Source organism: Sulfuricurvum sp. PD_MW2, from assembly GCF_002633015.1.
Classification (GTDB): Bacteria; Campylobacterota; Campylobacteria; order Campylobacterales; family Sulfurimonadaceae; genus Sulfuricurvum.
Window position 1 is genome coordinate 35462 of record NZ_NSIU01000009.1, and the last position, 13746, is coordinate 49207.

The window sequence follows — 13746 nt, forward strand, 5'->3', positions numbered from 1 at the left end:
TTTTAATATTGGATAATTTCTTTTGAATACTCTGTCAATTTAACTGTTTTAGCTGAAATCGACACCAATTTTTTTGCTTCTGCCGGTCCGCCGTAAAACTCTTTTAACTCCGGACGAAACTCTTTGAAATAATCATGAAACTTATCCTGTCCTAAAACACCAATCGCCCAAATCGTATCATCAGCCGCGACTTCCAGTACAACAGATGCTAAAGGCTGAGTTGCCGCTCCACCGAGTACTTTGGCCCCTGCTCCCGCATCAAACGCTGAAAGGTGTGAAGAACAAACAATGATACCGCTTTTATCGTATGCCATTGTTTTCTTAGCTTTAGGGACATAACCGATAAAACTGTCATTCGGTGTCGGATGGGTCATTTGATGGGTACAGATAGCTACATAAGAGACGATTGTACGCTCTTTCCCTACTCCGCTTTTCCATACATAAGTCTCACCGCTGTCTGATTTCAATGTTACCTCTTTATCCGTTGGCTGAGGAAGATTGATCAACATACATGGGGTAGACGCGTATGGATAATTGAAAATATAGGTCACCTCTTTTGCAAGTGCCGAAGCTTTAATCGGTTTTCCTGCTGCATCTACTAATTGTGCTTTTTCGTATGTTTGATACAATGCGCCATCGGCAGCATAAAGATTCCCGCGAATCAATGAAGGATTCACCGCAATAACCGTTGCACCGGCAACTACTTTTAAAAAATTTCTTCTATCCATGAATGTATCCGTATTGAGAGTTTTGTAAAGAATAAGTGTAGCAGATTTTAAACTAAATCCCCCCAAAGAAGGGGAGAATATAAATTAGCTGAACAAGTCGCGCATTGCACCTTTGTACCAGTCTCGAGTTGCTTTTCCAAGTCCGGTTGAACGGAACTTATTACCAGCTTCATCACCTTTTGGAACTGAACCTTTTGAACCGATAACCGGCCCTTGTACCATAAATTCGTGATTAACCATAATCGCTTCTTCCGGATTCCCGTTAACCATTGAATAACAAACGTTTGCACTTTTGTATGGAAGAGCTGATGCGACACTGTATGATTTGCCGTGAAGTTTATGTGCAATCTCTTTCGCACACTCTTTACCTGACCAAATAGCCGATTGCCCGCTTGGAGGAATCGCATGTCCAACAACGTCACCTACCGCAAATACATTGGCATCAGTAGCGGTTGCAAAAGAAACCGGTTTTTCAGGGCTGGTTGCCATTTTAACTTTTTTAAATCCGTCCGGAGTTGTTGCGACACCTGCCATCTCAATAACCGGATTTGACATGTTGTGCGGGATAAAGTTGAAAATGCCGTATTTCAATGTTTTGGTCGTTTTTACACCCTCAACATCATCTTTGTTAGCAAATACTGTTTGAACGTATGTAATCTCTTTTTTATCAAAATCGACATCTACGATTTTACAGTTATCTTGGTGTTCTACTACACCTGCATACAAATCTTTCCATGTTTCTTTAAACGCAGCACCTTTTGCAACTTCGGCAGTTTCATTCAAAATGATAACTTTACCTTTAAGTCCTTCATTTTTCATGTAATTAGCGATCATACTTGCACGTTCAAACGGCGCCGGTGGACAACGATATTTTCCAGCTGGAACAGTGATAACGACATCACCTTCTTCCATGTTTTTCACCATACGATCCAACGCCACGTGTTCACCGCCCGGAACCAATGCAGCTGGTGCTACGCGGCGAGCTTTTGCGATTTTAGCCGCATCCCATGTCGGAAATTGACCTTTGTAGTTATAATCGATCCCCGGAGCAAGAACCAAGATATCATAGCCTACACCGCCTTTTGAAGTATAAACCACTTTGTTTTCACGGTCAATTCCGGTAACAACCGCTGTCAACATACCATAACCGTTTTTCTCAACTGCTTGTGAATAGTCGTAGGTCAAAGTACTAAGACTTACACCTTTGATACCGCCAAGATTACAGTTTGAAAATGGGCAAGACATAAAGCTATCGTTTTTCTCAATAATCGCTACATCAAAATTAGGGTCGATTTTTTTCAACTCTTTGGCAACGGTCAAACCGCCCCAACCTCCACCGATAATAACGACTTGATGTTTACCAAGCATTTTGCTAGTTGCATTTTGTGCACCCGGAGCAGCACCTGTAGCGGCTGTACAACCTGATACGGCAGCTGCCGCTACGCTGATACCGGCAAACTTAAATAAGTCACGTCTTGAAATGTTCATAATGAATTCTCCTTCATTTTCAAGTATAAGATTTTTGTATCAGACGGCAGTCTAACTGCGCTAAGCTTAATGCTTTTTAAATATCAAAAACCTTAATTTTATAGAAAGTATAAGCTGCAATTAAATATCACATTTCAACCTTTTAAAAGTACGTATAATAGGGGTAATTGCTTTATTGAATCACATTTTTAACACAAAATAAATTCTCATATTTTTATCAATTTATCTTTTTATGTGATACAAATGTGATGATTAAAATTGCATTTATAATTTGTACTGAACGTGATATGATTACATATCAAACTATTACTAGAGGGAGAATACGAAAATGGAAGTCATTACATGCACAAGTTTGGACGAAGTACGCACTCAGATTGATCAATTAGACGATCAAATCGTTGAACTCATTGCCGCACGAAACGGCTATGTGAAACAAGCTGCAAATTTTAAACACTCTGTTGAAGAGATCAAAGCTAATGAGAGAATGGAAGCGGTAATGGATCGAGTACGGTTGCGAGCAATGGAATTCGGTGTTTCCCCTAATCTTCTTACAAAGCTCTATACGATTATGATTGATGCAATGGTCGAAGCGGAAATTTCCGAATTTCAAAATGCCAAGTCACTCTAAATAAACGGCATAGGAGTAAGTCCTTTTCCTATTTAGAATGTTGTCACTTCTCCCCGACAAATCGCCATCGTCACATTTCCTTTCAAAGTCTCGTTTTTATACAGACTGTGATGATGCGGAACAGTTGTCGTTCCAGATGGATTAAACACAATACAGTTACACTCTGCACCCACTTTTATCTCTCCCGCATCCAATCCTATCTGTGCGGCTGGGGCGTACGAGGCTACCTTGATAAGCTGCGACATATCAATAATATCGGTAGACACCAAATAGGTATAGAGTAACGGTAAATACTCACTGATCGATGTTGTACCTACATGCGCATCATAAAACGTAATGTCTTTATAGATATCTGAATTTGGCTGATGCAATGCACTAAGAGAGTGGATATCACCCCGTTTCAATGCTTCGATCAATTCAAGCCGTTTCGGCTCATTCACCAACGGCGGATTTATTTTTGCATCTGTATCAAATCCTGCACATGCTGTATCATTTTTCAAGAGGTGATGAATAGCGACTTCACACTCCACTGCAACTCCAGCTTTACGCGCATCTCTGATCAATTCAATCGATCGAGGCTCAGTAATGCTTTTGAAAACTATTTTGATTCCAAAATAGCGGGCAATCTCAATCATAGAAGCAACATGGACCACTTCTGAAATCGGTGGTATCCCCGGCAATCCAAGATGTGACGCCATGAGACCATCACTCATCACACCACTTTCAATCAAACTTTTCTCTTCTGCCTTATAGAACAAGGCTTTATTCGCCATCTTAGCATATTGAGCAATTCGGCTTATTAGATTGTAATCATTGATAGTAGAGGTATGAATAGCGACACACCCTTTTTTAAGCATGATTGCAATGTTACTCAACGATCCCGTATCATTTAGTGCACTCACCGTGGATTCAATCGTCGCACCGTTTGAAGAGTAACGATGTTGCTGAACGAATTCAAGTGTAATCTCATCATCGATACACGGAGAGGTGTCACTTGCCAAAACGGCTGTCGTCACTCCGCCGCTCAATGAGCGTTTTGATAGCTTTTCAAGATTGGTACGGCTAAGCTGAGCATCTTTTAATCTTACATCGGTATCTACCAAGCCAGGGATCAGATAGCACCCCTCCGCCGATATAACCTCATCTCCGCTAAGATTCTCTCCGATCTCGGTGATAATCCCCTTCTCAATACGAATGTCACCTCGACGCTCTCCGTTGATATCGCAGATAATTGCCCCCGTTATGATCATAATCGCTCCCATTCGCTATAATTACGCTATTTTAATCAAAGAAACGTTTAAAAAGGGTTAGAGTGATCAAAATCATCCTGTTGATCTTACCGATCTCACTCCTTGCAACAGCACCTTCCTTGTATGACCAAGGAAAAAATCTCTATTTGACAAAAGGGTGCAGCGGCTGTCATGGCATCTCAGCGGGCGGAACCAATCAATACCCCGCCCTCGCCTATCGCCGGAAACCCTTTTTAATGAGTAAACTGCAAAGCTATCGTGCAAAACAAGGATCTACACAACAATCTCAACTTATGATCCCTTTTGCAATGGGGCTGAGTGATAAAGAGATTGATGCGTTAACCACATTTTTTAGTGAATACCACGAAAATAAAAGCAACTATAAACCTGATTTAGCCGCTAGAGGCGATGGAGGATCATGAAATTATTAGTCAGTGCATTGGAACACTCTGCAAATGTTCATCTGAAATATCTTCTCAAAGAACTTGGAGATGACGTCCTCTTATCGGGAATTTTTGATAATTCACTAGGCAATAGTATTATCGATTTGCGTTCGACATCCATCATGGGCTTTGTCGATGCCATCAAAAAACTTCCGTTCTTTTTCCGACTCAAAGATCAAATGATGGAATTAGCCGCCGATGCGGATAAAGTGCTCCTCATCGATTCATCGGGATTCAATCTCCCTTTGGCAAAAGCGATCCGAAAACGCTATCCGGATAAAGAGATCATCTACTATATTCTCCCTCAAGCATGGGCTTGGAAGAAAAAACGGATCCCAGTTCTTGAAAAAACGATTACAAAATTATGTTCTATTCTCCCGTTTGAGCCCTCATATTATTCAAAAAATGCTCCGATCGAATATGTCGGTCATCCATTGCTCGATGAAATAACCCTTCGAAAAATCGATCTCACACCCAGCGGGAAAATCACCTTTATGCCCGGAAGTCGTCCCGGTGAGATCAAACGCCTTATGAGTGTTTTCCGTGAATTGAGATCTATGATCGATGCACGTGCATTGATTGTCATTCCTCCCCATTTTAACGATGAACAAATCAAAGAGCTCTATGGGGATATTTCAACGTTTGAAATTACCCACGAAGCGCATCAGAGTTTAGCAGAGTCCGATTTTGCCTTTATCTGCAGCGGTACGGCAACTCTGGAAGCTTCTTTGATCGGAACACCCTTTATTCTTGTTTATATTGCCAAAGCGCTTGATTATGCGATTGGAAAACGGTTGGTTAAACTCGATTATGCGGGGCTTGGCAATCTCTTATTTTTTCATCAATACAATCGGGCCATTCATCCTGAATTCATTCAAAACGAAGTCAATGCTCAAAATCTGTATAATGCGTACCAACAAATGGATAAAGAGGCATTTTTCAAAGACGCTTCACATCTACGAGAACTTTTAGGGCATGGCAGTGCCAAACGTGTCAGCCAAATTATCAAGGAATCATAATGCTTAGACTATTTTCATGGATGAAAACAAAAACACGTTCTTTCAGCGATGAGAAAATCATCCCTTATGTCTTCACCCTTAGCGATGGTCCGATGCTTTTTCGCGATCTTCTAAAAACCAATAAAATGTATCAAGAGGGGTTAAAGCTAGAGGGAAAAATTCCGGGATTTCGCCTCAGTATCGGACGAAGTTACCTTGTTTTTATCGGACTTTGGCACCTTTTTATTTTACCTGTTTCAATCGTATTTCATCCGTTTTTGGCAAAAATCGATTGTCATTTACTTATTATTATGGCAATTTTATTTACGGGGATGTTTTTTGCGACGTACGCTATTTTTAAAGAGTATCTTATCGATACCGTTGCTTTAAAAATAATTCGTCATGCCTGGGAAAACCACTTCCCCCATTTTGATTACGAGCTCCATGCTGCTGAAGTAGCAAAAATATATTCAGATGCATTAGAAAAAGAGATCCCTCATAAAAATATGCAACTTTATATATTGGATAAACTGGTAGAAAAAAACTGAGCTTCTAGAACGCATAACTAAAATTAAATAGTGCTCTGTTATCCGGTTGCGGGGTCTCCAAACTTTTTGTGACGCTGATAGATGTTTTCATTTTTTTATTGATTTTATGTTTATGCGCTACTTTGATTTTTTTGTTTGCTGCTAATGTCGGGTCAGCATACTGTTCTAGCACATATGAAGCATTAATCATGGTGTCATTACCGTCTGAATAAACTACTCCGGTAGTGTAACTGTAAGGGTTCCGATAAAGGGTATTTTCTGAAGCCGGAAGATCCAATAATGAATAGCTCCCCTCCGCAAAAAGATTATAAATCTCATTCACTGGATAATGTGCTTTGAGCATACTCGTGTATTTCGTAGGTTCAGGTAAATCATACGCTGTTTTTACGGGGATAGTGACGTTTTCTGATGCGTTTAGCAACAAAGAGTCCCACAGTTTTTGACGGTATTGAAGTGATACGTTGGTTTTTCCACTAGAGGGGGTATTATCCACTTTAGGTTTGATATAAGAACCTTGTACCTTTGCGACAAACTGATCGGCTGAGTATTGAGCACCCATAGATACAGTATCGGCGGTTGCATTTTTTTTCAAATCGTAATTGATACGTGTTTCGCCGCCAAAGAGAGGAGTTAACGAAGCATTTTTCGTGTACTGAAGTGTTTTTTTGCGGCACTCGTTTTGTGGATAGGCCCACGTAGGAAGTGAACTATCGCAGGGGGGGGCCGATGTATACTCGGCTGCGGATAACGAACTCATCACTATGCTTATGACTACACCGCTCCATCGCATTTACAGGTACCCTATTGCGTTCAAGATGTGAAAATATACCTCAAGAATGGTAAAAAAAGAGCCCAGACATCCTAAACAACAAAGAAAGGAAAATTTATTTTTTATATTTGTTCAAAAGTCCCATGAACGAAGGGATATTGGCTGCACCGTCATAACGTCCCACTTTTTTGCCATTTGCATCCAAAAAATGAAATGTCGGTGTTCCCATATATCCTAATCCATCAGGAATAAAGTCCTTGTGAATATCAATATGAACCGGAACATAGAATTTTGCAACTTCGCTTACCACCATTTTCTCTTCAAATACTATATCACTCATGTATTCACATGCCGGACAGTTTTCTCGCGAAAGCATCACCACAACGTTCTTTTTCTCTTTCTTTGCCTGAGCCAATGCCGTATCATAAGACGATGCCCATTTAAGATCCGCATAGGCAAAGTTTGCCAATAACAAAAGTACTGTTATTATTTTACTCATGATTATTTTCCTAGATGTTTTATAAATTCTTGCGGTTCTTTGAACCCTACGATATCGGCATCTTTTTTGCGTGTTCCGTTTTCATCGAAAAATAAAATCGCAGGAGGGCCGAAGATACCGAATTTACTGCTGATCGTACGTGCAGCTTCATCATTGGCTGTGAGATCTACCTGTACCAAAATGTATTGATCCATCGCCGTTTTCACACTCTCATCACTAAACGTTTTTTCTTCAAGTTCCTTGCAGGCGGTGCACCAGTCGGCATAAAAATCGACCATCACCTTTTTCCCTTTGCTTTCTGCCAAAATAGCATTCAATTCTTCGATAGAGGTGATTTTTTCAAATTTTTTATGCTCGAGTTTTATCGGTGCGGCCTGAGCTTGGGCAATAAACGGATCAAGCGGATGCAAGACATTTTTTGCCCCAGCCATTCCACCAATCAATAAACTGACTCCATACAGTAAAATCATAAATCCGAGAGCTTTGACATTCGCTCGAGAGCTCCATGAAGGGTGTGCTCCCAACGGTTCCAAAGCGTTCATATTGATCGCTACAAAAATCGCCAACCCACCCCATAGAAGCAATGTGGTGTTTTCATCCAATACACGACCGATCATCCATATCGCGATACCAAGGAGCATCACACCGAATACCGCTTTGATGATATCCATCCACATACCCGGTTTTGGCATAAAGCGACCCGATGTCGTTCCCACAATCAACAAAGGAATTCCCATACCTATAGAGAGAGAAAAGAGAGCTACACCACCTAAAAGCGCATCTCCCGTTTGACCGATATAAATCAACGCTCCCGCCAATGGTGCTGCAACACACGGTCCAACGATTAATGCCGATAAAAAGCCCATGATCGCAATCCCGATCACACCGCCTCTCTGAGATCCCATTTTGCTGAGACGCGATTGGATAAAGTTCGGAATTTGCAGTTCATACACGTCGAACATGGAAAGAGCTAGCAACACGAAAATAAGGGCAAATGAGGTAATGACCCATGGTGTTTGAAACGCCGCTTGAAGATTTGCACCGAATAATCCCGCTAAAATCCCGGCAATCGTATACGCAACTGCCATTGAAAGGACATAAACCAAGGAGAGGAAAAATGCTTTTTTAGCCCCCATCCCTTTGCCCTGAGCCAAGATAACCGACGAGATAATCGGTATCATCGGGAATACGCACGGCGTAAGTGAGAGAAGTATTCCAAAGCCAAAAAAGCTGACAACGATAACCCAAAGGCTTCCCCCTTTGATCACACTGGCGATTTGATCGGTTTCAGATTTCTCCGCAATCACCGGCTTTGCTACCGGAGGCGGTGCGATATCAATCGATTTTTGTTCGACTGCCGGAGCTTTTAGGACTGAAGATTCGCTCATAGGGACTTTCGACGCATCAAGTGATACTTCTAATGTTTTTTCCATCGGTTCATAACACAGTCCTGCGCTTGAACACCCTTGATAAGAGAGTTTGATTTTTACCTTTTTTTCACCTGTAAGTTCTTTTGTTCTAAATAATGCAATACGGATAGCAGGAGAGGATTCATAGACTTTTTCACCATCCAAAACAATCGGTTCAACCATTGTTACCGATTTAAAGTCTATCCCGTCTTTTTTATCGGCATCTTCTACTTTGAGCTTATCCGCATAAATATGGATCTGATCTCCCATGATAATCTCAACACCGATTGTTTTACCATCAACCATTTTGGCTGAGGGTTTAAATGCTTCATCCGGCTGTAGAAACCCTACCGCCCACATCTGTACTGAAATAAGCAAAAACAATAGTATACGCATACATAGCCTTCTTAAAAAATCATCTCTATTTTATCACAATTAACTGTTACAAAACTCATAGAGCAATATTGTTAATATTTTTCAGTTTACCTATAGCATCAGATGTTACACTACCCGCAATATTCACACGGAGCATACCATGTCCAACCGTCTTGCTTTTGAAGATTCTCCTTATCTGCAACAACATAAAAATAATCCGCTAGATTGGTATCCATGGTGCGATGAAGCATTTGAAAAAGCCCGAAACGAGCATAAAGCTATCTTTATCTCTATCGGTTACAGCAGCTGCCACTGGTGCCATGTAATGGAACATGAAGTATTCGAAAACACTCAAATTGCCGAGTTCGTCAATCAACACTTCGTTTGCATCAAAGTCGATCGTGAAGAACGTCCCGATATCGACAAGCACTACCAAGAGCTCCACAGCCTACTCAACCGACGCTCAGGAGGATGGCCTCTCTCGATTTTTTGTACACCAGAGAATAAACCCTTTTATGCTGCAACCTATATCCCTCCCTATAATCAAAATCAAATGATGGGCTTTAGTGAACTCACCGCTATCATCGCTGAAAAAGTAGCTCAAAATGACGAAAAATTGTTTCAAAATGCCGATGAAATTACTGCGTTTATGCAACCCAAAAATGAATCCGTCCAAGCAACGCTCTTAAATGATAAAATCATCCCTCTATTTGTCCAACAAGCTCAACATAACTACGATGAGATCAACGGCGGTTTTTCCAAATCGCCGAAATTTCCGCATGTCTCTACCCTAACTACGATCCTCACCATCGACAGGTTACAAAGCGACGAGAAGATCAAAACGATCCTCACCCATACTCTGGATTCAATGGCATTAGGAGGTTTATTCGACCACGTGGACGGTGGATTTTGCCGCTACAGTACCGACGAGTCATGGCTCATTCCCCATTTTGAGAAAATGACCTATGACAATGCACTCCTCTGCACGCTCTATGCACAAACGGGAGTAGTGTATAACGAACATCGATACCTCGAAATTGCCAAAAAAACTGCCGATTTTATGCTTCGATTTATGATGGAGGATGATCTGTTTTACAGTGCCAGTGATGCCGATAGCGAAGGAGAAGAGGGAAAATATTTCATTTATACCTACGATGAAATCATTACCGTACTCGAACACCTCTCCATTTCGAACCCGCACGAAGCGGCGCAATCGATTGGTGTGACGAAAGAGGGAAATTTTGAGGGGCACTGCATCATACGATTGTCATCAAATACACAACCCGAGTGGTTTGAACCGCTTTGTAGCGAATTAAAAATTTTACGCCAAAGCAGAGCTTATCCTTTCATCGACCGTAAAGTGATCACCGCATGGAACGCAATGATGATCGAGTCCCTCTTTATCCTAGGGAAAACGGATACTATCTATACAGAGCAAGCCATCCGTTCTCTCCATCGACTTTTACATACAATGCAGGTGGATGAGAAACTTAAACACTCCACTCTGATCCATAAAACACCAAAAATCGATGCTTTTTTGGAAGACTATGCCTATCTATGTCGTACGCTGATTGAAGCGTATCAATCAACGTTCGATGAACGCTATTTGATCGATGCACAGCGTTTCGCCAATAAAGCATTGGAGCTCTACTACGAAAAGGGAAAATGGTATTTCAGCCGAGGAACCTTTATGACCATTGCAGAACTCGATGATGGTACCTATCCGAGTGCTCTTGGGGTAATGGTGAATGTCTTGCAAAACCTCGGTCTCCTCGTCGATCCGAAATACTCCCATTTTGCGTTTAAAAGTCTCGAATATGTCTCTTTGAAACTGATGAAAACACCTATCTATTACCCTACCCTCACGACTGAAGTCATTCGTCATCTCAAAGAGCAACGCGTCATCAAAGGTAGCTCTGCAAATCTCTCACATATCGGTGTGATCCGCTATCCGTTTGTTTTGCTCAAAAATGATGAAACACTTGAAGAGTTTACCCTTTGCGGAGAGAATTCTTGTTTTGCCGCGACAAAAGATCCTTCAAAACTTGACGAATTAATTGCATCAACGTTATAATGAAAAAAAATTGGAGTATTTAATGGGTGCAAAACACTCTATGGCAACAGCAGAAATAGCAGAAGCAGCAAATATCGAAGACGTCATCCATGACGATCGACGCAAAACAGAAAAAGAGAATACCAAAGAGCGTCGAAAAAAAAGCACAGAAGAAGAGCGACTTCCGATCTGGGTCAAAAAATCGGTACTTGAATATGAAGAGGAGTTAAAAAATCTCCAAATAGAGCTTCTGAAACTCCAAAATCATGTCAAAGATCAAGGGCTAAAAATTTTGATGATTTTTGAAGGGCGTGATGCAGCAGGAAAAGGGGGAACCATCAAACGGATCACCGAACACCTCAATCCACGTGGTGCTCGGATTGTTGCACTGGAGAAACCTTCCGATGTCGAAAAGACGCAATGGTATTTTCAGCGCTACATCAAACATCTTCCGAGCGCGGGGGAAATCGTCTTATTTGACCGCAGTTGGTACAATCGAGGCGGCGTTGAACCCGTGATGGGATTTTGTACCCCGCAAGAGCATCAGGAGTTTTTGAACCACGTCAGCGAATTCGAGCGAATGCTGGTCAATTCAGGGATCATACTCTTTAAATTCTATTTTTCCGTTTCCAAAAAAGAGCAGGCAAAACGGTTCAAAGAGCGTAAAACAGACCCGTTAAAACAATTCAAACTCTCACCTGTAGACGCAAAATCGCAAGATATGTGGGATAAATACACCACCGCAAAACTTTCCATGCTTCGCGCTTCGCATACCGGAACTTCACCATGGATTATCATCCGTTCCGACAATAAGAAAAAAGCCCGTATCAACTGTATCAAGCATATCTTATCAAGTGTTCAATACCCATCTAAAAATCCGCCCAATTTAAAAACGTCCAAAAAAATTCTGATTTGGGGCGATGAAGAGATCAAATTGATGGAAAGTGTTTTAATCCATAACGAAGAAAAAGAAGGACAAAAAAACGGCTAACCCTTAGAGAGGGTTAGGATTAAAGAAATTTGAGAATTTCAGCTTCGATATTCTCTTTTTCGATAACCGTGTCTTGAGTGATCGGTTTTGAGAAAAGCCCTTTAATCATTGGAGGGATCGGTGTTGATGCCGTTTTAGCGATCGATTCAAGCGCATCGATATCATTTGCATCTTTTTCGCCGCTCAATGCGTTAGCGATGGTTGGAGAGAACTTCGTCCACTCTGCTGTTGAATAGACAATGGTTTTGAGCGGTTTTGTCGCACAACAATCATACGCTTTAAAACACGTTGCCGTATGCGGATCCATCAAGTATCCGGTATCAAACGCCTCTTTGATATACCCTTTTCCTTCCGCACCGTTACAATAATCGGCAGCAAAAAGGCTCTGAAGTTTCATTGTCTCATTGTCGCTTAACGCATAAAAACGTTCCGCTTCCAGACCCGCCATCAACTCTTTGGTACGTTCGCTTCCAAAGAAATCATACAAAATACGCTCAACATTGCTGGAGATTAAAATATCCATTGCCGGAGATGTTGTTGCTACGACACTCTCACCGCGCAAATCATAACGGCCTGTGTTGATCAGACGGGTGAGGACATTATTTTCATTCGATGCAATAATGATCTTCTCCACCGGAAGACCCATTTTATAGGCGTAATATCCCCCAAGAGCATTTCCGAAATTTCCACTTGGAACATCGAGGTAGACTTTTTCACCCATAGTAATCACATTTTGACGAACAAGTTCGAGATAGCTGTGAATATGGTAGATGATTTGGAAAATGATTCGACCAAAATTCACCGAGTTTGCGGCAGAAAGAGAGATGTTTTTTGCTTTTAGGGCATCTTTGAACGTCTGTGAACCCAAAAGACGTTTGAGTGCACTTTGTGCATCGTCAAAATCCCCTTTGATCCCGATCACTTTTAAGTTTTTTGCATCTTCTGTAACCATCTGAAGACGTTGAACATCCGAAGTTCCACCGTCCGGATAGAGACACGCAACACGGACATTCGCTCTGTTTTTAAACGTTTCCAATGCAGCAGGTCCCGTATCACCGCTTGTTGCAGCTAGAATCAGATATTCTTGTCCCCGTTTTTGAGCGATGGAGCTGAGAACCACACCGAAAGGTTGAAGCGCCATATCTTTGAACGCACGGGTCGGTCCGTGATAGAGTTCGCTCACGTAGAGATCATCGCGTACTTTGATAACCGGAACCGGATTGCTCGGATCATCAAATTTGTCATAGAGCGAAAGGGCTTCATCAATCACCGAACCCTCAATATCAATCGCCAATGTTGTAAGTAAATCTTTTGCCAGTTCTTTGTAACTCGAGTTTAAATGCTTTGTTAAAAACGGCTCTCCCAAATCAGGGAGTTGAGAAGGAACATATAACCCTCCAAAAGATGCGATAGGACTTAAAATCGCCTCTGAAAAGGTAACCTGTTGTGGATGGATTCCGTCATTTCCGCGTGTTTCAATAAATTTCATTGCTTCACTTTATACATTTTTCGTGATTATAACAAAGAGCCTATCATGTAACCCTTAGAAGCTTCAGAACATTTAGAG

The 13746-nt window shown here is 41.5% G+C and carries 13 protein-coding genes; 6 read left to right on the forward strand and 7 right to left on the reverse strand.

Going from position 1 to position 13746, the window contains the following annotated elements; all coding sequences use genetic code 11:
* Positions 1 to 2 precede the first annotated feature (2 nt).
* Positions 3 to 728: a sulfur oxidation protein gene (locus tag CJD30_RS05855; protein ID WP_294917311.1), complete on the reverse strand. Its 726-nt coding sequence runs from the start codon at positions 726 to 728 to the stop codon at positions 3 to 5.
* Positions 729 to 812: 84 nt separating this feature from the next.
* Positions 813 to 2216, reverse strand: coding sequence for an FAD/NAD(P)-binding oxidoreductase (locus tag CJD30_RS05860; RefSeq protein WP_294917313.1), 1404 nt, complete (start codon positions 2214 to 2216; stop codon positions 813 to 815).
* 328 nt (positions 2217 to 2544) lie between these two features.
* Here CJD30_RS05860 and CJD30_RS05865 point away from each other — a divergent pair, with 328 nt between their 5' ends.
* Positions 2545 to 2844, forward strand: a complete 300-nt coding sequence (locus CJD30_RS05865) for a chorismate mutase (RefSeq protein WP_294917315.1) — start codon at positions 2545 to 2547, stop codon at positions 2842 to 2844.
* 32 nt (positions 2845 to 2876) lie between these two features.
* Here the strand turns inward: CJD30_RS05865 and CJD30_RS05870 are convergent, their stop codons facing one another.
* A complete protein-coding gene (locus CJD30_RS05870; RefSeq protein ID WP_294917317.1) occupies positions 2877 to 4094 on the reverse strand; it encodes an amidohydrolase family protein in 1218 nt (405 codons plus the stop codon).
* A gap of 62 nt (positions 4095 to 4156) precedes the next feature.
* On the opposite strand from CJD30_RS05870, the gene CJD30_RS05875 reads away from it, so the two are divergent.
* From CJD30_RS05875 to CJD30_RS05885, 3 genes are read left to right on the forward strand one after another with little or no spacing between them, the layout of a single operon-like run.
* The gene (locus tag CJD30_RS05875) at positions 4157 to 4516 is read left to right on the forward strand and encodes a c-type cytochrome (protein WP_294917319.1); all 360 of its coding nucleotides are present in this window, start codon (positions 4157 to 4159) and stop codon (positions 4514 to 4516) included.
* A complete protein-coding gene (lpxB, locus tag CJD30_RS05880) occupies positions 4513 to 5556 on the forward strand; it encodes a lipid-A-disaccharide synthase (RefSeq protein WP_294917322.1) in 1044 nt (347 codons plus the stop codon). The genes CJD30_RS05875 and lpxB overlap by 4 nt, the downstream gene beginning before the upstream one ends.
* Complete coding sequence (locus tag CJD30_RS05885) at positions 5556 to 6083, forward strand: hypothetical protein (protein WP_294917325.1); 528 nt, start codon at positions 5556 to 5558, stop codon at positions 6081 to 6083. Before lpxB ends, CJD30_RS05885 begins: the two co-directional genes overlap by 1 nt.
* A 4-nt stretch (positions 6084 to 6087) precedes the next feature.
* Here CJD30_RS05885 and CJD30_RS05890 read toward each other — a convergent pair whose 3' ends face one another.
* The 3 genes from CJD30_RS05890 to dsbD all read right to left on the reverse strand — a co-directional run bounded on the left by CJD30_RS05890 (position 6088) and on the right by dsbD (position 9156).
* Positions 6088 to 6840: a hypothetical protein gene (locus tag CJD30_RS05890; RefSeq protein ID WP_294917327.1), complete on the reverse strand. Its 753-nt coding sequence runs from the start codon at positions 6838 to 6840 to the stop codon at positions 6088 to 6090.
* A 127-nt stretch (positions 6841 to 6967) separates the two neighbouring features.
* On the reverse strand, positions 6968 to 7351 hold the full coding sequence (locus CJD30_RS05895; RefSeq protein WP_294917329.1) for a thioredoxin family protein: 384 nt from the start codon (positions 7349 to 7351) through the stop codon (positions 6968 to 6970).
* Between the two features lie 2 nt (positions 7352 to 7353).
* The gene (dsbD, locus tag CJD30_RS05900) at positions 7354 to 9156 is read right to left on the reverse strand and encodes a protein-disulfide reductase DsbD (RefSeq protein WP_294917332.1); all 1803 of its coding nucleotides are present in this window, start codon (positions 9154 to 9156) and stop codon (positions 7354 to 7356) included.
* A 139-nt stretch (positions 9157 to 9295) separates the two neighbouring features.
* On the opposite strand from dsbD, the gene CJD30_RS05905 reads away from it, so the two are divergent.
* Both CJD30_RS05905 and ppk2 read left to right on the forward strand, forming a co-directional pair.
* Entirely contained in the window at positions 9296 to 11209 is a 1914-nt protein-coding gene (locus CJD30_RS05905) for a thioredoxin domain-containing protein (protein ID WP_294917335.1), read from the forward strand.
* 22 nt (positions 11210 to 11231) lie between these two features.
* Positions 11232 to 12179, forward strand: a complete 948-nt coding sequence (ppk2, locus tag CJD30_RS05910; RefSeq protein ID WP_294917338.1) for a polyphosphate kinase 2 — start codon at positions 11232 to 11234, stop codon at positions 12177 to 12179.
* Positions 12180 to 12198: 19 nt separating this feature from the next.
* On the opposite strand, the gene thrC is transcribed toward ppk2, so the two are convergent.
* Complete coding sequence (gene thrC, locus CJD30_RS05915; RefSeq protein ID WP_294917340.1) at positions 12199 to 13668, reverse strand: threonine synthase; 1470 nt, start codon at positions 13666 to 13668, stop codon at positions 12199 to 12201.
* Positions 13669 to 13746 lie beyond the last annotated feature (78 nt).

Excerpts from the sequence above, each read along its gene's own strand:
- CJD30_RS05855 (WP_294917311.1), bottom strand. The coding sequence starts at position 728 with ATGGATAGAAGAAATTTTTTAAAAGTAGTTGCCGGTGCAACGGTTATT.
- CJD30_RS05860 (WP_294917313.1), bottom strand. The coding sequence starts at position 2,216 with ATGAACATTTCAAGACGTGACTTATTTAAGTTTGCCGGTATCAGCGTA.
- CJD30_RS05865 (WP_294917315.1), top strand. The coding sequence starts at position 2,545 with ATGGAAGTCATTACATGCACAAGTTTGGACGAAGTACGCACTCAGATT.
- CJD30_RS05870 (WP_294917317.1), bottom strand. The coding sequence starts at position 4,094 with ATGATCATAACGGGGGCAATTATCTGCGATATCAACGGAGAGCGTCGA.
- lpxB (WP_294917322.1), top strand. The coding sequence starts at position 4,513 with ATGAAATTATTAGTCAGTGCATTGGAACACTCTGCAAATGTTCATCTG.
- CJD30_RS05885 (WP_294917325.1), top strand. The coding sequence starts at position 5,556 with ATGCTTAGACTATTTTCATGGATGAAAACAAAAACACGTTCTTTCAGC.
- CJD30_RS05890 (WP_294917327.1), bottom strand. The coding sequence starts at position 6,840 with ATGAGTTCGTTATCCGCAGCCGAGTATACATCGGCCCCCCCCTGCGAT.
- CJD30_RS05895 (WP_294917329.1), bottom strand. The coding sequence starts at position 7,351 with ATGAGTAAAATAATAACAGTACTTTTGTTATTGGCAAACTTTGCCTAT.
- dsbD (WP_294917332.1), bottom strand. The coding sequence starts at position 9,156 with ATGCGTATACTATTGTTTTTGCTTATTTCAGTACAGATGTGGGCGGTA.
- CJD30_RS05905 (WP_294917335.1), top strand. The coding sequence starts at position 9,296 with ATGTCCAACCGTCTTGCTTTTGAAGATTCTCCTTATCTGCAACAACAT.
- ppk2 (WP_294917338.1), top strand. The coding sequence starts at position 11,232 with ATGGGTGCAAAACACTCTATGGCAACAGCAGAAATAGCAGAAGCAGCA.
- thrC (WP_294917340.1), bottom strand. The coding sequence starts at position 13,668 with ATGAAATTTATTGAAACACGCGGAAATGACGGAATCCATCCACAACAG.